Here is a 20,094-nt window from a genome sequence, read left to right on the forward strand (position 1 = left end):
AAAAGGGTACATACCCTCTTAACGCCTACTAGGCACTTCAAAACACTTTCTTAAAGGTAATCAAATGACAAATGTTAGCATTATAGTATTGGACTTTGGCTCTCAATATACACAACTTATAGCTCGTCGCTTAAGAGAAGATAAGATTTATTGTGAAATTCTTCCATATCATACAAAAGTAGCAGATATTCAAGCAAAAAATCCTCAAGGAGTAATTTTAAGCGGAGGTCCATCTTCTGTTTACAATAAAGATGCTTATGAGGTTGACCAAGGTGTTTACACTATGGGGATTCCAGTTCTTGGAATCTGCTATGGTATGCAAAGAATAGCTGCTGACTTTGGTGGAAGTGTTATCCGCTCATCTCATCATGAGTATGGAAAAGCTGAACTAAATATTTTGAAACTAGATACAAATCCTTCACCACTTTTTAAAGATTGTGATGATGAGAGAATTGTATGGATGAGTCACAGTGACAAAGTTGATGTTCTCCCAGTTGGTTTTGAGCCAATCGCTGTTTCTGCCAACTCTCCATATGCGGCTATCGCAAATGAAGAAAAACGTATATATGCAATGCAGTATCACCCCGAGGTTCAACACTCTGAAGAGGGATATTTGATGCTTCGTAACTTTGCAAGAAATATCTGTGGCGTTACTGAGAAGTGGAAGATGGAACACTTTTTAAAAGAGCAGATTAAAAGTATCCGCGCAAGAGTTGGCAGCGGAAAAGTTTTATGTGGACTAAGTGGCGGAGTTGATAGTTCAGTTGTAGCAGCTATGCTTTATGAAGCGATAGGAAATCAGCTAGTACCTGTTTTTGTAGATAACGGACTTCTTAGAAAAGGTGAGAGAGAGCAAGTTGAAGAGATTTTTAAAATAAACCTTAAAGTGCCTCTTGTTGTGGTTGATGCAAGAGAGAGCTTTTTAAGCAAGCTTGCAGGTGTTAGTGACCCTGAGAAAAAAAGAAAGATAATCGGGCACACATTTATAGAGGAGTTTGAAAAAGAGGCTAAGAAGCATGATGGCATCAAGTTTTTAGCTCAAGGAACTCTATATCCAGACGTTATCGAATCTATTAGCGTAAATGGGCCATCTGAGGTTATAAAATCTCATCATAATGTTGGTGGATTGCCAGATTGGATGGATTTTGAACTGATAGAACCATTAAGAGAACTTTTTAAAGATGAGGTTCGTAAAATCGGGCTAGAACTAGGACTCCCTGAAGCTATGATAAATCGTCACCCATTCCCTGGACCAGGACTTGCAATTCGTATCATGGGCGATGTTAATGAAGCTGATTTAACACTGCTTCGTGAAGCCGACGTTATTTTGTTAGATGAGCTAAAAGCTAGTGGATACTATGCAAAAACTTGGCAGGCTTTTGTGGTTTTACTAAATGTAAAATCTGTTGGAGTTATGGGCGATAATCGTACTTATGATAACACTGTATGTGTTAGAGTTGTTGAAGCAGTTGATGGTATGACTGCAACATTTGCTCATCTTCCACATGACCTTCTTGAGAGAATTAGCAGAAGAATTATAAATGAGGTAGATGGAATTAATCGCGTTGTTTATGACATAAGCTCAAAACCGCCTGCTACAATAGAGTGGGAATAGAGAATAGGATATGTCAAAAAGCATCTATCTTTTTGCTACTTCAAAAAATAAGCATGCAAAAAGTATAAAATCTTTAGATGTTAGGTATTTAAAGCCTGATGTAGATTTTTCTAAATATGATTATCTTATTATTACATCAAAACAGACTGTAAAAGCGCTAGAACAGTATGATAAAGAAGAGTTTATCAATACTCCTGCTCTTTGTGTCTCTATTAAAACAGCAGATTCATACAGAGAATTTGGAGGCAATATATTAGAGACGGGTGATGGTTATGGTGATAATCTTATAGAAAAAATAAGAGAGTTACCGCTGGATATTAAATGGCTCTATCTTAGAGCCGAACTCATAGCTTCTAATTTTGTTCAAATAGCTAAAGAAGAGGGGTATAGTATTGATGAGAAGATATTATATGTAAGTGAGTGTTCTAAAGAGATATTGGACGTAAGAGTAGATGATGACTCAACTCTTATCTTTACTTCACCATCCTCAATTGAGTGTTTTTTAAAAAATAACACAATCCATCCAGATGCAAAAGTTATAGTAATTGGAACAACAACAGCTGCTTGTTTGCCAAAAGGCATAGATTATATAATAAGTCAAAATACATCTATAGAGAGCTGCATTGAACTTGCATTGGATGCGAAATAGCGATTTATAAAATAAAATCAAGAATTATTTTGTATAATAGTACTAATAGTCTGGGTGGTTCGACATATCGCTTAATGAGGGTTCTACATTTTCAACTAGCGAATTAGTAGAGCTCTTGTGTGTCGGTGCTATCGTTTGAGATATGTTAACTCTGTCGAGATAATGCCGCCGATAAAGAGCACTCTCTTCGCCCAAATACGGCTTTTAGAACCAAGCCAACTGCGAGACGGCTACTCGGGCTATTTAAAAAATATATCTACTGAAGATATTTAGATATTTTAAGTAGATATTTTTTAATTTATTTTTGGAGCGTTAATGAAGATTTTAATATTAGGCAGCGGTGGTAGAGAGTACTCTATAGCTCGTGCAATTTTAAATGAAGATGAGGCTCATGAACTCTTTTTTATGCCTGGAAATGGAGCTACTTCATCTCTAGGAAAAAATATAGACATTAAAGATTATAACAAGTTGGCGCTCTTTGCTAAAGAGAATCGTATAGAACTAACAATTGTGGGGCCTGAAGCGCCTTTAGTTGATGGTGTAGTAGATATATTTAAATCAAATGACCTTGTAATATTTGGACCGAGTAAAATGGCTGCACAGCTTGAGGGTTCAAAAGTGTATATGAAAAACTTTTTGGCAAAATACAACATTCCAACCGCACGTTATATAGAGACAGCATCAATAGAAGAAGCTTTTAAATTTACAGATAAATTACAAACACCAATAGTTGTAAAAGCAGATGGCTTATGTGGTGGAAAAGGCGTAATTATCGCACTAACACATGATGAAGCAAAAGTTGCGATATCTGAGATGTTAAGCGGAAAGAGCTTTGGAGACGCAGGAAAAAAAGTTATAGTAGAAGAGTTTTTAGACGGGTATGAACTCTCTATGTTTGCCGTTTGTGATGGAGAGGATTATATACTCCTTCCAGCTGCGCAAGACCATAAAAGAGTTATGGATGGAGACAAAGGACCAAATACTGGAGGAATGGGTGCTTACGCTCCTACTCCTTTGGTTGATGAAGAACTTTATCAAAAAGTAAGAGATAGAATTATCCGCCCGACGCTAGATGGAATGAAGAAAGAGAATGCACCTTTTGAGGGAGTTCTTTTCATAGGCGTTATGGTAGTAAATGGTGAACCAATTACTTTAGAGTTTAATGTTCGTTTTGGAGACCCTGAATGTGAGATTCTTATGCCTCTTATGACTTCAAGTGTAAGTGATATGTTCTATAAAGCTGCTACAAATAGACTCGGTGAGATAAAAGTTGAGTTTTCAAAGCAATTTGCAGTAGGTGTAGTTATGGCAAGTGCTAACTATCCATATTCAAATTCAACTCCTGCTGAGATAATATTAGATGATGTTTATCATGAAGAGATAGAAAAATATACACATATCTCTTACGCAGGTGTTAGCATGATTGATGGAAAACTTTATGCTGATGGCGGACGTGTTTTAGTTTGTGTAGGCTTGGGTGATACTATAAAAGAGGCAAGAGACAGAGCATATATGAGATGCGGACAAGTTCACTATGCTGGTAAAAAATTACGTACCGATATTGCTTATCAAGCCCTATTTAAAGAAACAAAGTGAACGAAGAGATTCAAGATAGACTTCACAAAGAAGATATGCACTTAGCATCAATTAAAAAAAGGTCAATGGCTTTTTTTGTAGATGAGATGCTGCTCTCTTTTTTGCTCATTATTGGTCTTGGAAACTCTTTTTTTGAGGCTAAAACAGTTGAAGAGATGATACTCTTAACAAATACATTTTTTTTAGAGTATATGGCTGTTAAAGTTGTATATCAAGCTTTTTTTATCATGCAGTATGGGGCTACACTTGGTAAACTACTTTTAAAAATCAGAGTTGTGGAGATTAAAACATTGCAAAAGCCAAATGTGATTGTAGCACTTAACCGCTCAGTTGTCAGAGTTATAAGTGAGATGCTGTTTTATCTCGGATTTTTGTGGGGTGTATTAGATCCATCAAGACAAGCTTGGCATGATAAAAGCGCCAATACGTTGGTTATAGATGCTTAAGTTTTTTATAATTGCATTACTTGTAGTTGCTGGTTTAGTGGCTGAGGAGATTAAGAAAAATTCTAAAGTAGAAGTATATGCAACTACAATGGATACAAAAGATAATATAGTTACGGCAAGCGGTGATGTCGTTGTAATATATCAAGATTATCACCTCAGTGCAAAGAGGGCTCGTTATGATAGAGATAGCGGTGATTTAGAACTTTTTGAAAATATTAGAGCTTCTCAGGGAGAGAATATTAAAATTCTTGGAGAGTATGCTAAGCTTAATATCGCAAATAAAGAGAGAACATTTACACCATTTTTTATGCTAGAGAAGAGTTCTGATGTTTGGCTCAGTGGAGACAAAGGGCACTCAAAAGCAAAAGATATGGATGTAACTTCTGGAGTGATGAGTGGATGTGACCCTAATAATCCTCTTTGGAAAATGGAATTTACCTCTTCAGAGTACAACACAGATACAATGTGGCTAAATTTATATAACGCAAGACTCTATCTCTATGATATTCCTGTTTTTTATACACCATATTTTGGTTACTCTCTTGATACCACAAGAAGAACTGGTGTTTTGCCTCCAATGGTTGGGTTCTCTGAAAAAGAGGGGTTTTACTATGAACAAGCACTCTTTATTGCGGAACAAAATTGGTGGGATTTGGAGCTAAAACCGCAAATTAGAACAAATAGAGGCTCTGGGCTATACTCTACATTTAGATTTGTTGATAGCAAAACTTCAAAAGGCTCTCTTACTACTGGTTACTTTAAAGAGAAAGAGGACTATTTCCTAGAGAATGAACTAGCAAATAAAAAGCATTACGGCTTTAATTTTCTATATGACAATGATGATTTTATAAACCAGTGGTTTGGGTCTAATCTTAGTGGACAATCTGGTATGTATATGGATATAGTCAACATGAATGATGTTGACTATATAAATCTATCAACAAATGATACAACTCAAAATGCAACGACAACACAGCTTCTCTCAAGAATAAATCTCTTTTATAACACAGATAACGACTATATTGGCGCTTATTTCAAGCACTATAAAGATTTGACGATAGATAGCAATGAAAAAACTCTTCAAAGTCTTCCATCCATTCATTATCACACATATTTAGACACTTTTTTTGATAACCATCTATCATACAGTACTGATATAAAAAGTGACAATTACTACAGACAAGCTGGAGTAAGTGCTGTTCAAACTGACCTAAATGTGCCAGTAACTCTTCACACTTCACTCTTTGATGAGTATCTAAATGTTTCATACACAGCAAATCTATATGCTCAACAGACATCTTTTAAAAACAAAAATGAGATTACAGTACCAACTAATGAGTACGATAATGGTCTTTTTGCTAGAAATTATCATCTAATCTCCGCTTCAACACAACTAACACGTGCCTATGATGATTTAACACATGTTATAGAGTTTGGAACGCAGTATCAAAAAGATGGATTTGATACTCAAAGCGGATATTATGATGAGCAAATGAGTCTATATAATACCGAGGAGAGAAGTGACTATTGTTCTATATCTGCCAATGAGAGTGATCCAGAATATGCAGCAAGATGCGAATTTTATAATATTGCAGATATAGAAGAGAGATTGCAACTCTATTTTGCTCACTATCTCTATGATGCTTTAGGAAATCAGATAATCTATCATCGAGTTGCACAAAACATATCTTATGAGGATGTAAATGGCGGCGCAGGTGATTTAGAAAACGAGCTTGATTATCAGATAACAAAAGATTTTAATTTCTATAACAATATGTTTTATAATTATGATGAAAATGGTTTTTCTAAAAATTTCAATAAAATTTCTTACACAGGAAAAAGCTTTAATTTAGGGCTTTCTCACATGTATAAAAATAGTTATACGGCAACAAATATAGTTACTAGCTACATGACAACAAGTGTTAAATATATCTATGACAAACACTACTCATACAGCTTTAAACATGATTATGACTTAGAGCGAAGTGAAAAAAGAGGTTTTGAGGTTGGATTTTTATATCAAAAAAGATGTTGGGATTTTGGACTCAGATATGTTGAGAACAACAGACCGATACTTAGCTTAAGCGGTATCTCTGACTCCATATATGATAGGTATATATATGTAACAATAAGATTAAAACCAATTATGGCACCTGGAAGTGAAGGGACAGGATTCTCTTATAGACTTCCTGACAAATCAGAGAATAATTAAACAATGGGCAGATACAAAAATATACTAAAAAACAGAGAAGACGCAGCAAAAAAACTATATGATGTAATACCGATGCAGAGGCTAAAGGATGAAAACTGGAAGCTAATAGCAGTTTCTCGTGGCGGCTTGGAACTAGCCTATCATATACGAGGTAAATATAAAAACAGCATTGATATTCTCTTCTCAGAAGCGATAATGGCTCCTAATAATCACGAGTGTGAAATCGCTAGAGTTTGTGAAGGCGAAGAGATAGTAATAAATGAAAATTTAGTTTCTGCATTTGGAATAAAATATGACTATATTTATGGCGAAGCACATAGAAAACATGAAGAGAAAATTTTAAGCTATATATATCAGTATAGAAAAGGTCGTCCTTTTACGTCTATGCACAACAAGATAGTTATGCTAGTTGACGAAGGAAGTGAGACAGGGTTGAAGTTTTTAACTGCCCTAAAAGCTATATTGGCAATGAAGCCAAAAGCAATTTATATAGTAGCTCCAGTAATTCCAAGTGATGTTTTAGAGTTTTTAGAACCATTTGCAGACGATACATTTTATCTGCATAAGATAGATGACTATGTAGAAACTGCTCTTTATTATGAAGAGTTAGAAAAGATAGACGAAGAGAGAATAGAAAAAATTTTAGGAGAAAAAAATGAAATATGATATAACAATAGAATTAAATGCTAGAAATGAAGAGTACTCATTTGCAGAAGTGGCAAAACAAGCTAATGGAGCAGCATGGTTAAAGAGTGGAAACACCGTTATACTTGCAACAATAGTAATTGATGAGACAGAGATTGTAAAAGATGATTTTTTACCACTAACAGTTCAGTATATTGAAAAAGCATATGCTGCTGGAAAAATTCCAGGCGGATTTTTTAAACGAGAGACAAAACCAAGTGATTTTGAAACGCTTACATCACGAATAGTAGACCGTTCTTTACGTCCACTCTTCCCAAAAGGATTTGGACATCCAACACAAATAACTATTATGGTATTTAGTGTTGATAAAGAGTCAGATCTTCAAGTTTTAGCTCTAAATGCTGCCTCAGCAGCTCTGTATGTGAGTGATATAGATATTAACAGATCAGTATCAGCTGTAAGAGTTGCTAAAATAGATGGAGAGTTAATTTTAAATCCTACATTAAGCCAACTTGATAAATCAACACTAGACCTTTATCTATCGGGAACAAAAGAGGAACTTTTGATGATAGAGATGAGAAGCAAAGGCGGAGTAAAGGTTGATACTAACCTTATGATAGATCCATTAATGGACCCAACTTTAAGCTCTGCCATTATTGCAACACATGTATCAAATGCAGTAGCTGAGGATGAGTTGATAACAATTTTAGCAAAGGCTGAGGAGCTTCTATTTGAGACAAATGCTAAATATGAACAGATGTTTACAACGTTTAAAAAAGAGACTATGCCACTTGAGTGTAAAGCACACGAGATAAATGAGGAGATGGTTGCGTATGTACGAACAAACCATTTTGAAGATATAAAATCTGCTATGAATCAGATGGCAAAATCTGAACGTTCAACTGCTCTTAGACAACTCAGAAAAAAAATAGTTATCACGAAAGAAGAGTGGAATGAAGTAGAGCTTAAAGATGCTATTGAAAAAGTGAAAAAAGAGCAAGTAAGAGGGCAGATTTTAAATGATAGAGTTAGAGCAGATGGTAGAGCGCTTAATGAAATCAGACCAATATCTATAAGCACAAATGTTCTTCCAAGTGCTCACGCATCTTGTCTTTTTACTCGTGGACAGACTCAAGCTCTTGTTGTTTTAACGATGGGTGGGCCAAAAGATGCTCAAATGTTTGAAAACCTGACTGATGAGGGAACTCAAAATGAGAATTTTATGGTTCACTATAACTTCCCAGGATTTAGCGTCGGTGAAGCATCTCCTATCATTGGAACAAAAAGAAGAGAGTTAGGACATGGAAATTTAGCAAAAAGAGCACTCGAGCCTATTGTAAATCTTCAAGGGCAGACTGTACGTTTAGTTTCTGAGATACTTGAGTCAAATGGCTCTTCTTCTATGGCAACCGTTTGTGGTGGCTACATGGCACTTCGGGCTGCTGATATAGAGACAAGCGATACGATAGCTGGAATTGCTATGGGAATGGTAAGCGAGGGAGATAAGTACGCAATCCTCTCAGATATTATGGGTTTAGAAGATCATGATGGAGATTTAGACTTTAAAGTTACTGGCTCAAAAGATGGTATCACTGCTATGCAGATGGATATAAAACTTGGCGGAATTAGTCTAAATATTTTAAAAGAGGCTCTTTATCAAGCTAAAGAGGGCAGAGCACACATCATAGATATTATGCAAGAGGCAGAAAAAAACATTTCGTTCAATGATGGTGTACTTCCAAGCACAGACTTTTTTCATATAAATCCTAGTTTCATAGGTGATATTATCGGTCAAGCAGGAAAAACAATTCGTGAGATTATAGAGAAGTTTGAAGTTGCGATAGATATAGATAAAAAAGATGGAAAAGTTAAAGTAACGGGCAAGAGCAAAAGTGGAGTTCAAGCTGCTAGAGAGCATATCGAAGGAATAGTTAACGCTCCAAAAGTACCAAAAATAGAATATAAAGTTGGTGATAAGTACAAAGGCAGTGTTAAGAAAATAGTAGATTTTGGAGCTTTTATAGAGTTGCCTGATGGAACTGACGGACTTATTCATATCTCTAAAATTTCAGATCAAAGAGTAGAAAAAGTTAGTGATGTTTTAAAAGAGGGACAAGAGATAAATGTTGAAATCTTAGAGTTTAAAGGCAATAAAATCTCGTTAGGAATAGCATAAAAGTTTATTTACTAATAAAATTTATAAAATTAAACTAAGTTTTAAAACTAATTCTGTATAATCCGCAATCGAATTTAAGTAGGGAAATCCTTGCATTTATGTTTGGGTTGCTGTATTCATGCGGATACAGTTACGTAAGCCGAAAAGATTTGTAATAAATTTAATGGAGAAACTTATGAAAAAAGTTCTATTTTTAATGTTAGCTCTTGCTACTGCAGCTCTTGCAAATGATGGTGATGTTGCTAACCAAACACTTAAAGCGTACTCAATGATCGCTGCTGGTCTTGGTCTTGGTCTTGCTGCTCTTGGTGGAGCAATCGGTATGGGTCATACTGCTGCTGCAACTATCGCTGGTACTGCAAGAAACCCAGGTTTAGGTGCTAAACTAATGACTACTATGTTCATCGCTCTTGCAATGATCGAAGCTCAAGTTATTTATGCACTAGTAATTGCTCTTATCGCACTTTACGCAAACCCTTATTTAGGTTAATAAACCTAAAAAAACCTCAGTCTAACTCTTTTGAGTTAGACTTTTTTATGCGACCGTGGTGGAACGGTAGACACACTACCTTGAGGTGGTAGCGCCCTACGGGTGTGGGAGTTCAAATCTCCCCGGTCGCACCATAATTTAATGCCCTCCCATAATTTTTTCTATCTCTTGTGGATTATCATGTATAGCAAATCTGTCTATTATTGTAGCACTTGCTTCACTTTGCCCCATAACTTTAACAGAGATTCCCTCTTTTCTAAACTTTATAACAGATTTATCAAGCGCATGGACTGCTGATATATCCCAGAAATGAGCTCTTCTTAAATCAATTATTACACTGCTAACTTTCTCTTTAAAATCGAAAAAATCTACAAATCTATCAGCACTGTTAAAAAATACTTGCCCGACTATTTTGTATGTTTTAGCATCTTCGTCTTGAGAGGTCTCGCAGTACATAAAGTGGCTAATTTTATTTGCAAAAAATAGAGATGCCAAGAGTACGCCAGTTAAAACACCAAATGCTAAGTTGTGTGTCCCAACAGTGACTCCAACTGTTGAGAGCATAACTATGTTTGTAGATAATGGTAAGGTTCTAAGTCTCTTAAACGAGCCCCAGTCAAATGTTCCAATAGAGACCATTATCATAACTGCAACAAGTGCTGCCATTGGGATGAGTTTGAGTATATCGCTTAAAAAGACTACCAAGATAAGCAGAAAAAATCCAGCTATAAATGTTGATAATCTCTTTCTTCCGCCAGAGCTTATATTTATAACGGATTGCCCAATCATTGCGCATCCTGCCATTCCACCTATACAGCCACTCGCTATATTTGCAATTCCTTGACCTCTTGCTTCTGCTCTTTTATCGCTTTTTGTGTCTGTCATATCATCAATTATAGTTGCTGTCATAAATGACTCAAGAAGGCCAACAATGCTTAGTGCAAAAGCATAAGGAGCAATGATTTGGAGTGTCTCAAATGTTAAGGGAACATTCGGCCATAAAAAGATGGGAAGAGTATCTGGAAGGTCTCCCATGTCGCCAACTGTTCTTACGTCTACACCAGCAAAAATTACAAAAATAGTTAAAACAACGATAGTAACCAAAGGAGATGGTAAAAGCTTTCCAATTTTAGGGACGTAAGGAAATAGATAAATGATGCCAAGCCCAGCGGCAGTTAGTGCATATACATGCCAAGTTACATTTGTAAGTTCAGGAAGTTGCGCCATGAAGATAAGAATAGCCAAAGCATTTACAAAGCCCACAACAACAGCTCTTGCGACAAAACTCATTAGCTTAGCAATACCAAGATAAGCAAGTATTATCTGAAATACCCCTGTTAGAAGTGTAGCAGCTAAGAGATACTCAAGACCATGCTCTTTTACTAAAGTAACCATAACTAGAGCCATTGCTCCAGTTGCGGCACTTATCATTCCAGTTCTTCCACCGACAAATGAGATAACAACGGCTATACAAAAAGAGGCATAAAGCCCAACTTTTGGATCAACTCCAGCGATAATAGAAAATGCAATAGCTTCAGGAACAAGGGCAAGAGCAACAACAAGACCAGATAAGATATCTGCTCTTACATTTCCTAGCCACTCATCTTTTTTAAAAAAGTACAAAATCTAACTTTTATATAAGCGTAATAGTGTCTTGCGCTTTTGGAACAAGACATAAAAAGCTGTAAGGTTCATCACCAATGGTTTTATAACTATGTGAAACACCAGCTGGAATAAGTAAAATATCTCCTGCTTTTGCTTCTATCGTTTTATCCCCTAGTTGAACGTTGGCACGACCAGAGATAACATACTGCTCATGCTCAACACTGTTTGTATGAAGTGGCATAAATCCACCAGCTTGAATGATAAAGTTGCGCATTGCAAAGTTTGGCGACTCATCAGGCGAGAGAAGCATCTTCATAGATACGCCCTCTCCAGCGCTTAGAGACATTGCCTCAATAGAGTTAATTTCTTTATGTAGATACATAATAACACCTTCTTATAATATTTTTGGTAGCATATCATAAAAGTGTTTGGAGACTATTTATGAAGATTGCAAAAAACATAACAGAACTTATTGGAAACACGCCATTAGTGAGACTAAATAAAGCTTCTAAGATAAGTGGTGCAAATATTATCGCAAAGTGCGAGTTTATGAATCCAACTAGTTCAGTAAAAGATAGAATCGGTTTTAATATGATAAGAAGAGCTATAGAAGATGGAACCATTAAGCAAGATACAACCATCATAGAGCCTACAAGTGGCAATACTGGCATTGCCTTAGCTGCAAATTGTGCAGCGCTTGATTTAAAGCTAATACTTACTATGCCAGAATCTATGAGTATAGAGAGAAGAAAACTCTTAAAAGCTTTTGGTGCGGAGTTAGTCTTAACACAAGCATCACTTGGCATGAGTGGTGCTATTGCTAAAGCAGAGGAGCTCTCTTGTGTGATACCAAACTCTGTTGTTTTGCAGCAGTTCAAAAACATGGCAAATCCAGAGATTCACATGCTAACAACAGCAAGAGAGATACTGCGTGACACAGATAAAAATATAGATGCGTTCGTAGCAGCAGTTGGAACAGGTGGAACGCTTAGCGGAACAGCAAAAGTCTTAAAAGAGGAGATTCCAAATATCGCCATTTTTGCGGTAGAGCCACTAAGTTCAGCTGTTTTATCTGGAGAGAGCGCAGGTGCTCATGCTATTCAAGGTATCGGAGCGGGGTTTATACCTGATACGCTAGATGTGAGTGTTTATGGTGAGGTTATAAAAGTCAGCAACGAAGATGCTATAAAAACTGCAAAGATGTTAGCAAAAGATGAAGGCTTACTTGTTGGTATATCTGCGGGTGCAAATGTATATGCAACTATGCAGATTGCTTCAAGAGAGGAGTTTAGAGGTAAAACACTTTTAACAATCCTTTGTGATACAGGCGAGAGATATTTGAGTACAGAACTATTTGATGAATAAAACTTTCTTTGAGACTATAAAAGCAGTTGATGGAGAGATTTTTCATCTCTCGTTTCATCAAGAGAGATATGAGAGTGTCTTAAAGTACTTTAATGTAAAAGAGATACAAAATTTATCACTATTTTTAAATCCACCTAAAAATGGGCTATATAGATGTCGCCTAACATATGATTTGTCTAAAAATCCACATAACATAGCTGTAACATACCATGAGTATCAAAAAAGAAAAATAGACTCACTAAAGCTAGTATATGATGATGAGATTATCTATAATTTTAAATCTACTGCACGAGATAGGCTTGATGCCTTGTATAATCAAAGAGAGAGTAGTGATGATGTTTTGATAGTAAAAAATTCTCTTATAACAGATACAACGATAGCAAATATAGCTTTTTTTGATTCAAAAAATTGGCTCACACCAGCTCAACCACTTCTTGAAGGAACTACAAGAGCAAGACTTCTTAAAGAGAAAAAAATATATATAGCAGATATAGAGGTTAAAGATTTAAAAAAATATTCACACGCAGCACTAATGAACGCAATGATAGATTTTGATATAATTACAAAAAATAACAAGGAGTTTTTTTGTTAGACAACATAATAGAAGATAGAGATTTTGCTACTTTGATGCAAAAAAATATTGAAGGTTTGATAATCTATCTTTTTGAAAAAGATGAACATTTTGGAATTCTTTGTAAGATAGAAAATATCACATTTGAACCACCTCTTCCAAAAGAGATAGCTTCAGAGTTTAGAGCCATGACGCTCTTTTTTTTGGCTGGTTATACGTTTGATACAGCAAATATAGTAGGTGAAAATTTAGTTTTTGAAGCAGGATTTGGAACTGATAATTTTGGAAGTATAGTAACCGTTCCTCTTAATACAATTGTTCAGATAATTGTAGATGAGACACCGCTTCTTATAAATTTATCAAATCATAAGAGAGAGGTAAAGAGAGCTAATGCGCCACAAGAGGGCGGAGTTGAAAACTCAATGGCATCATTTTTATCAAATCCAGAAAACTCTAAATTTTTAAAAAAGTAGAGTTTAAACTTTATTTAGAGAGAGAAGATAGTTTACGACGTTGTCAACAAAAGCGTCATGTTTTCTATCTTTTAAATAGGCTATATAGAAACTTCTCTCTATCTTATAATTCTTTAATCTTGCGTCAAATAGTCTTCCTTCTGCTAATTCAGCTGCGATAACATGTTTTGACATAACTGAAACAACAGGTCTCTCAGAGTTAGGATCAGCGTGAAGAATAGACTCTTTTATAGCAGTTGGACTTCCTAAAATACCAAGAACATGGAAGTTGTTACACTGAACACCCATCTCATCAAATGCTTCACTTGTCAGTTTGCGTGTATGAGAGTGCTCATCTCTACAAATCCAGTCAAATCCAAGCAGGTCCTCGGCTGTTAGATGTTTTTTAAGAGGTTGATTTGAAAATACAACAAGCTCATCTAAAACCCACTCTCTATAAACAATTCCATCTCTAAAAACAGGAGACTCAATGAGTGCAACATCTATCTTTTTGTCTTCAAGTTGGTCAATGATTTCACATGAAAGCCCTACGTTCATATAAACATTATTGTTTATTCTGTTTTTGATTTCGCTTAGGTAGTTTGGAAGGATATAGTTTCCAATAGCATTTGAAGAACCCATAACAAATGTAAAATCTTTATTTATAATTTTTAAGACCTCTTTTTCGCTGTTTGCTATCGCTTTTTCAAGTCTTGTAGCAATTCTAAAAAGCTCTTCACCCTCTTTTGTAAGTAAAATACCGTTCTTTTTTCTATCTACAATTTTTGTATCAAGATACTCTTCTATAAATTTTATCTGCTGAGTTACGGCAGGTTGAGAGATTCCTAGCTTTGCAGATGCCTTAGAAAAGCTTTTCTCTTTTATGACCATTAAAAAAGTTTGTAACTTGGCAAAATCTTTTAACATAATAATTCCTATAAGTTTAGATAATAAACGAAAGTATAACCCAAAATTATAATTAAAGCAATAGTTTCGTAATAATTTAACTCTTTTTAGCTATAATAAATTTAATAAATTAAGAGCAGTGGTTGTGGCATGGAAAAAATATTTGAAAAATTAAACACTTCGCAAACTGGCGCCGTAAAACAGACAGAAGGTCCTGTCTTGATTTTAGCAGGAGCAGGTAGCGGAAAAACTACTACCATTGTGTCTCGATTGGCCTATCTGATTGATGGGCTAGGCATACCAGCTTCAAGTACGCTTACACTTACATTTACAAACAAAGCAGCAAAAGAGATGCGTGAACGTGCTTCAAGTATGATGAGCAATCTTGCCTATCCTCCACTTTTATGCACTTTTCATAAGTTTGGATTACTCTTTTTAAAGTTTAATATTCATCTCTTAAATAGACAAAATAATTTTGTAGTTATAGATACCGATGATAAAAAGCGCATTATTAAAAAGATAAACAGCGAACTAGCAACTCCTTTAATTGCAAGTGAAATATCAAGATATAAAAACTCACTTCTGACTCCAGATGATGCCTATAAACAAGCAGAATTTTTTAACTATCAACAGATTGCAAAAATTTACGAAGAGTATGAGAACTATCTTTTAGAAAACAACTTAGTTGATTTTGATGATTTGATTGCTTTGACATTTAGACTATTAGAAGAAAATCCAGAACTTGCACGTGCTACTTCAGATAAATATCGCTACATCATGGTAGATGAGTATCAAGATACAAATGAACTTCAGTTAAAACTTTTACAAAAACTCTGTTCTTCTCATAATAATATCTGTGTTGTTGGAGATGATGATCAGAGCATTTATGGATGGCGTGGCGCACATATTAGAAATATTATGGAGTTTGATCAGGATTTTAAAGGTACGGCAGTTTTTAAACTTGAAGAGAACTATCGCTCTAGGGAGCCGATTCTCAAAGTCGCAAATGCGCTGATTGAGCATAACCGCTCACGCTTGGGTAAGAAACTTATCCCAACTCGTGGCAGTGGAGAAGATATTACTATCTTAAACTCTAGCGATGAAAATGAAGAGGCAAGAAAGATAGCTTCAAAAGTAACAAAACTATTAGATTCTGGGGTTAAAGCTGAAGATATAGCAGTTTTATATCGTGTAAATGTTTTAAGTAGATCTATTGAAGATGGATTAAATCGTGCGGGGATAGCATATAAGCTAGTCGGTGGACTTAGATTTTATGATAGAGCTGAGATAAAAGACCTTATCAGTTATCTTCGTGTTATAACAAACTTTCATGATGATTTCTCATTTAAACGTATTGTAAATAAGCCAAAAAGAGGGATGGGCAAAGCTAGTGTAGATAAGATAGAGTTAGCCGCACATGCAAATGAGACATCAATCTTTGAGTATATTAAAAAAACTTCTTTAGCAGATTTGGAACTGCTTGTTAAGAGTAAAAATGCAAAGACTCTGAAGAAGTTTATAAAAGATATACAAAGCGTTGCAAAAGCTGCAACTGAAGGCACATACAATTTTATAGATATTTTAGAAGAGACTTTTCATCTCAAAGATATATATAAAGGACTGCCAGACGAGGTTGAGAGAGTTTTAAATATGGATGAGTTTTATGGTCTTTTTAGAGACTTTGTAAAAAACTCTCCTTTGGCATCTCTTGATGAGTTTTTAAATGAGCTAACACTTCAGAGTGAACAAGACCAAGTTGAGGGTGATAGTATCTATATGATGAGTATTCACGCTTCAAAAGGTTTGGAATTTGACCATATATTTATTATTGGACTTGAAGAGGGGTTTTTGCCTCTTGTCGGTGATGGAAGTGATCTTGAAGAGGAGAGACGCTTAGGCTATGTCTCTTTTACAAGAGCAAAAGACACTTTGACGCTCTCGCATGTAGATAGCAGATTTTACAAAGGCAGAAGAAGCGACTTACAAAAAAGTAGATTTTTTAATGAAGCTGGGCTTTGTGAAGGCTCTTTAATAGTAGAGAAAAATACAGCTTTTAAAAAAGGTGATTTAGTTCGCCATAAAATATTTGGTACGGGGCGAGTAAATGGTGTTAGCAAGTCTGGGCGAGAGTTTAAGTTAAATATCAATTTTGCAGGTACTTCAAGAGATATTTTAGCTTCATTTGTTGAGAGACTATGAATAGACTCTTTGTCGCATATAAACCAGAGGGGATTGGCTCAAACCTTTTTCTCTCCCGCATAAAAAGAGAGTATAAAACAAAAAAAGCTGGATTTTCTGGAACACTTGACCCTTTTGCCAAGGGAGTTCTGATTATCGGGATGGGGAGCTACACAAAACTCTTTAGATTTCTTGCTAAAACACCAAAAGTATATCGTGCAACACTTTGGCTAGGGGCTAAAAGTGATAGTTTAGATACAGAGATGATAGAAAAGGTAGAGATACTTGGAGAGCTTGATAAAACAGAGGTTTTAAAAGTTGTAAAATCACTAGAGGGTTCTTTAGAGTATGAGCCACCAATCTTTAGCGCAAAGCAGATAAATGGGCAAAGAGCTTATGATTTGGCTCGTGCTGGGGTAGAATTTTCGTTAAATAAGATAAACTCAACTATATATGAGACTAAGCTAGTAAGTTACTGTCATCCATTTGTAACTTTTGAAGCAACGGTTTCAGAGGGGACATATATTCGCTCTTTGGGGCTGATAATTGCAAATCGCTTAGGTGTAAACAACGGAAGCTTGAGTGCGCTAGAGAGACTTAGTGAGGGGCGATTTAGGTATGATAACCAAAAGCCACTAGATATAAAAAAATCATTAAACATGATGCAAAACTTCTATCATGGAGATAGCGATAATCTAAAATATGGAAGAGTTCTTGCTTTAAATGATTTAGAGATTAAAGATGATGGGCTCTACTGGCTTGATAGTGGAAGTTTTATATCTATCATAAATGTAAAAGATGCAGAAGTAAATTATGAATTAGGCAGGATTGAATGTTAGTATTATCAAGAAAAGTAGATGAAGCAATTGTAATAGGGGATAATATTACTATAAAAGTTATATCCATTGATAAGGGAGTAGTAAAGTTGGGTATTGACGCACCAAAAAACCTCTCTATAGTTAGAAACGAGCTTTTAGAAGATGTAAAAGATTCAAACATAGCAGCTTCAAAAGAGATAAATCTCTTAGACATAACTTCTCTAAGCGCAATCATAAAAAAGTAAAAGAGAGTAAAATATGAAGCTTTACAAAGCTTATGCAAAAGTAAATATTTTTTTAAAGATACAGGGCACAAGAGGAAACTATCACGAGATAATATCAAGATTTATGAGAGTGGCATCACTTTATGATGAGCTATCATTTGTTCCAAAACAATCTAGCGAGGAGTTTGAAATTATTGGCTCATTCTCTTGCAAAACAGAACAAAATACAATCTACAAAGCATATAAAGCACTATTAGAGTTTTTGGATGAAGCAAACAAAGTACATGTAAAAAACTTAATGCAAAAATATGCAGTTGAGGTAAGTAAAAATATTCCTGCCTTCGCTGGACTTGGTGGAGGAAGCAGTGATGCTGCTACATTTTTAAAGATGTGTAACGAAGTTTTACACTTGGGACTTAGTCAAAACGAGTTAGCACTTATCGGGTTGCGTGTAGGCGCAGATGTACCATTTTTTATTTATGGGTATGATAGTGCAAATGTTAGTGGTATCGGAGAGGTTGTTGAAGAGTTTAAAGAAGAGCTTTTAGATATCGAGGTCTTTACTCCAGCGCTTGAAATAAGTACTCCCAAGGTTTATGATTTATATAGAGAAAACTTCTACAACCCAATAGACGGATTTGAAGTTGAGAGACTTAAAAAAATATCATCAAAAGAAGCACTAAATTCCATGGGTGCAGGAGAAGCAAACGACCTCTTTGCTCCAGCATTGGAGCTTTATAAAGGGTTAAAAAACCACTATAAACATGGAGACTATTTTAGCGGAAGCGGAAGTAGTTTTTTTAGAGTAAAAGAGAAGGAAAATATATAATGGGCGAGAATATAGCGAAAAATAAAAAAGCCTATTTTGACTATTTTTTAGAGGAAAAATTTGAGGCTGGTTTGGTCTTAAAAGGCAGTGAGATAAAAGCTATAAGAGCAGGGCGAGTAAACTTGAAGGATAGTTTTATCCGTTTTGTTCAAGGGGAAGCATTTTTATTTAACGCTCATATTGGGAGATTAGAGACGACTCATCACTTCTATGCACATGAAGAGCGTGGAAGTCGCAAACTCCTTTTGCACAAAAAACAGATAGCAAAGATGATAAAAGCAGTTGAGAAGGACGGATACACTGTTGTACCTCTTCAGCTCTATTTTAATGATAGAAATATTGTAAAAATTCAGATTGCCATTGCCAAGGGTAAACAGCTGCATGATAAGAGAAATGATTTAAAAGAAAAAGATATGAAGCGTGATGTTGAACGCGCTATAAAGGATCTTTGATGCGTTATATTTTAATTTCGCTCTTATTTGTTTTGTCTGTTTTTGGATTTGATGTTGAGTTTACAAGTGGTGTTGTCCAAAATGGGAAAGTAACTCTGCTAGAGCTAAAAAAAGAGAAAAGTATAAGTTATGAAGATGCACTCTTTAATGGTAAAAAATACAAAATTTTAGCACATCCAAAAAAGAGTGAAAAGTTTTATCTTCTGATTCCAATTGATTATGAAGAAAAAATAGCTAAAAAAAATATAGAGATTTTTTATAAAGAAAATAACAAACAAAAGAGCAAAATAGTTACATTAGACATAAAAGATGCGCTATATCACAAAGAGAGACTTCAGGTTGATGGCTCAAAAATAACACTAAATGAAAAAGATAAAGCAAGAAGTTCAAAAGAGTACGCAGAAGCCATGAAGATATATAACACTTCAACACCAAAAACTCTTATCTCATCAAAGTTTATCGTTCCGCTTGAGAGTAAAATAACAAGCGATTTTGGAGGGGCAAGAGTTTATAACAACACGCTCAAGAGTTATCATGGTGGAACTGATTTTAGAGCAGCTGTTGGTACACCGATAGTTGCTGCAAATGATGGAGAAGTTGTTTTAGCTAAAGATAGATTTTACTCTGGTATGTCTGTGCTGATAGATCATGGACATGGAATATACACATGTTATTTCCACATGAGCAAGTTTGATGTAAAAGAGGGCAAAAAGGTTAAGAAGGGCGATGTTTTAGGGCTTTCTGGAGATAGCGGAAGAGTGAGCGGACCGCATCTTCACTTCGGTATAAGAGTTAGCGGCAAGCAGGTCGATCCGCTGCATTTTATAGCACTTATAAATAAAAATTTACTACTATAAAGGAATTA

General features: G+C 35.4%; 20 protein-coding genes and 1 tRNA gene. 18 read left to right on the forward strand and 3 right to left on the reverse strand.

Going from position 1 to position 20,094, the window contains the following annotated elements; all coding sequences use genetic code 11:
• Positions 1-64 precede the first annotated feature (64 nt).
• From guaA to AC6H33_RS02015, 9 genes are all read left to right on the forward strand, one after another.
• Positions 65-1,615 (forward strand): glutamine-hydrolyzing GMP synthase, encoded by a 1,551-nt coding sequence (gene guaA, locus AC6H33_RS01975; RefSeq protein WP_497605302.1) that lies wholly within the window; start codon positions 65-67, stop codon positions 1,613-1,615.
• A gap of 10 nt (positions 1,616-1,625) precedes the next feature.
• Positions 1,626-2,264 (forward strand): uroporphyrinogen-III synthase, encoded by a 639-nt coding sequence (locus AC6H33_RS01980; RefSeq protein ID WP_497605303.1) that lies wholly within the window; start codon positions 1,626-1,628, stop codon positions 2,262-2,264.
• A 315-nt stretch (positions 2,265-2,579) separates the two neighbouring features.
• Positions 2,580-3,860, forward strand: coding sequence for a phosphoribosylamine--glycine ligase (gene purD, locus AC6H33_RS01985; RefSeq protein ID WP_497605304.1), 1,281 nt, complete (start codon positions 2,580-2,582; stop codon positions 3,858-3,860).
• Positions 3,857-4,306, forward strand: a complete 450-nt coding sequence (locus AC6H33_RS01990; protein WP_497605305.1) for an RDD family protein — start codon at positions 3,857-3,859, stop codon at positions 4,304-4,306. Before purD ends, AC6H33_RS01990 begins: the two co-directional genes overlap by 4 nt.
• A complete protein-coding gene (locus tag AC6H33_RS01995) occupies positions 4,299-6,518 on the forward strand; it encodes an LPS-assembly protein LptD (RefSeq protein ID WP_497605306.1) in 2,220 nt (739 codons plus the stop codon). The genes AC6H33_RS01990 and AC6H33_RS01995 overlap by 8 nt, the downstream gene beginning before the upstream one ends.
• Before the next feature lie 3 nt (positions 6,519-6,521).
• Positions 6,522-7,184, forward strand: a complete 663-nt coding sequence (locus AC6H33_RS02000) for a phosphoribosyltransferase (RefSeq protein ID WP_497605307.1) — start codon at positions 6,522-6,524, stop codon at positions 7,182-7,184.
• Positions 7,174-9,339 (forward strand): polyribonucleotide nucleotidyltransferase, encoded by a 2,166-nt coding sequence (locus tag AC6H33_RS02005; protein WP_497605308.1) that lies wholly within the window; start codon positions 7,174-7,176, stop codon positions 9,337-9,339. Before AC6H33_RS02000 ends, AC6H33_RS02005 begins: the two co-directional genes overlap by 11 nt.
• A gap of 175 nt (positions 9,340-9,514) precedes the next feature.
• Positions 9,515-9,829, forward strand: coding sequence for a F0F1 ATP synthase subunit C (locus tag AC6H33_RS02010; RefSeq protein ID WP_497605309.1), 315 nt, complete (start codon positions 9,515-9,517; stop codon positions 9,827-9,829).
• A gap of 49 nt (positions 9,830-9,878) precedes the next feature.
• A tRNA-Leu gene (locus AC6H33_RS02015) sits at positions 9,879-9,963 on the forward strand.
• 4 nt (positions 9,964-9,967) lie between these two features.
• Here the strand turns inward: AC6H33_RS02015 and AC6H33_RS02020 are convergent.
• Together AC6H33_RS02020 and AC6H33_RS02025 are read right to left on the reverse strand one after the other, a co-directional pair.
• Positions 9,968-11,452 carry a SulP family inorganic anion transporter gene (locus AC6H33_RS02020; protein WP_497605310.1) on the reverse strand — a complete coding sequence of 495 codons (1,485 nt, stop codon included), beginning with the start codon at positions 11,450-11,452 and terminating at the stop codon, positions 9,968-9,970.
• 10 nt (positions 11,453-11,462) lie between these two features.
• Entirely contained in the window at positions 11,463-11,816 is a 354-nt protein-coding gene (locus tag AC6H33_RS02025) for a cupin domain-containing protein (RefSeq protein WP_497605311.1), read from the reverse strand.
• Between the two features lie 59 nt (positions 11,817-11,875).
• On the opposite strand from AC6H33_RS02025, the gene cysK reads away from it, so the two are divergent.
• The 3 genes from cysK to AC6H33_RS02040 are packed head-to-tail and all read left to right on the forward strand — an operon-like array spanning position 11,876 to position 13,843.
• On the forward strand, positions 11,876-12,799 hold the full coding sequence (cysK, locus tag AC6H33_RS02030) for a cysteine synthase A (RefSeq protein WP_497605312.1): 924 nt from the start codon (positions 11,876-11,878) through the stop codon (positions 12,797-12,799).
• Positions 12,792-13,391 (forward strand): aminotransferase class IV family protein, encoded by a 600-nt coding sequence (locus tag AC6H33_RS02035; RefSeq protein WP_497605313.1) that lies wholly within the window; start codon positions 12,792-12,794, stop codon positions 13,389-13,391. The genes cysK and AC6H33_RS02035 overlap by 8 nt, the downstream gene beginning before the upstream one ends.
• Positions 13,385-13,843 (forward strand): hypothetical protein, encoded by a 459-nt coding sequence (locus AC6H33_RS02040; RefSeq protein ID WP_497605314.1) that lies wholly within the window; start codon positions 13,385-13,387, stop codon positions 13,841-13,843. The genes AC6H33_RS02035 and AC6H33_RS02040 overlap by 7 nt, the downstream gene beginning before the upstream one ends.
• Positions 13,844-13,846: 3 nt before the next feature.
• Here the strand turns inward: AC6H33_RS02040 and AC6H33_RS02045 are convergent, their stop codons facing one another.
• Positions 13,847-14,749: a LysR family transcriptional regulator gene (locus AC6H33_RS02045; RefSeq protein WP_497605315.1), complete on the reverse strand. Its 903-nt coding sequence runs from the start codon at positions 14,747-14,749 to the stop codon at positions 13,847-13,849.
• 129 nt (positions 14,750-14,878) lie between these two features.
• Between AC6H33_RS02045 and AC6H33_RS02050 the strand changes: the two genes are divergently transcribed.
• Genes AC6H33_RS02050 through pgp3 form a run of 6 tightly spaced genes read left to right on the forward strand, consistent with a single transcriptional unit; the run spans position 14,879 to position 20,086 of the window.
• Positions 14,879-16,927: an ATP-dependent helicase gene (locus tag AC6H33_RS02050; RefSeq protein WP_497605316.1), complete on the forward strand. Its 2,049-nt coding sequence runs from the start codon at positions 14,879-14,881 to the stop codon at positions 16,925-16,927.
• Positions 16,924-17,745, forward strand: a complete 822-nt coding sequence (gene truB, locus AC6H33_RS02055) for a tRNA pseudouridine(55) synthase TruB (RefSeq protein WP_497605317.1) — start codon at positions 16,924-16,926, stop codon at positions 17,743-17,745. The genes AC6H33_RS02050 and truB overlap by 4 nt, the downstream gene beginning before the upstream one ends.
• Positions 17,739-17,969 carry a carbon storage regulator CsrA gene (gene csrA, locus AC6H33_RS02060; RefSeq protein ID WP_497605318.1) on the forward strand — a complete coding sequence of 77 codons (231 nt, stop codon included), beginning with the start codon at positions 17,739-17,741 and terminating at the stop codon, positions 17,967-17,969. Before truB ends, csrA begins: the two co-directional genes overlap by 7 nt.
• A gap of 13 nt (positions 17,970-17,982) precedes the next feature.
• A complete protein-coding gene (locus AC6H33_RS02065; protein WP_497605319.1) occupies positions 17,983-18,777 on the forward strand; it encodes a 4-(cytidine 5'-diphospho)-2-C-methyl-D-erythritol kinase in 795 nt (264 codons plus the stop codon).
• Positions 18,777-19,229 (forward strand): SsrA-binding protein SmpB, encoded by a 453-nt coding sequence (gene smpB / locus AC6H33_RS02070; protein ID WP_497605320.1) that lies wholly within the window; start codon positions 18,777-18,779, stop codon positions 19,227-19,229. The genes AC6H33_RS02065 and smpB overlap by 1 nt, the downstream gene beginning before the upstream one ends.
• Positions 19,229-20,086, forward strand: coding sequence for a peptidoglycan metallopeptidase Pgp3 (gene pgp3, locus AC6H33_RS02075; RefSeq protein ID WP_497605321.1), 858 nt, complete (start codon positions 19,229-19,231; stop codon positions 20,084-20,086). Before smpB ends, pgp3 begins: the two co-directional genes overlap by 1 nt.
• The last annotated feature ends 8 nt before the right edge of the window (positions 20,087-20,094 follow it).

The sequence above is a fragment of the Sulfurimonas limnophila genome, assembly GCF_059705345.1.